This window comes from Gilvimarinus sp. 1_MG-2023, assembly GCF_030548285.1.
In genome coordinates, this window is the sequence record NZ_JAUOSC010001800.1 from 1 (window position 1) to 233 (window position 233).

1 protein-coding gene is annotated in these 233 nt (G+C 57.1%); it reads right to left on the minus strand.

The window, feature by feature from the left end; translation table 11 throughout:
• Positions 1 to 233: rhomboid family intramembrane serine protease (locus Q4563_RS22900; RefSeq protein WP_303606188.1), on the minus strand; the 233-nt coding region annotated here is incomplete at both ends.

Sequence of the window (233 nt, forward strand, 5' to 3'; positions counted from 1 at the left end):
CATAATGGCGCCAAACCGTACAACAGTAGCCCGTGTAAAGTGCCAGTCAACCCCACGTAGTCGCTGAGGTCGGGCCGCCATAGCCACAGCCCTAGGCTGATGCCGACCGATATAACCCAGCCCGCAAACAGCCATTCACGGGTGCGATACTGCTCCCCCAGGTTAAATACAATCAGCCATAGCGCCGCCATATTGAGCGCTGCGTGAGTGAGGTTTAGGTGGGCGATATGACC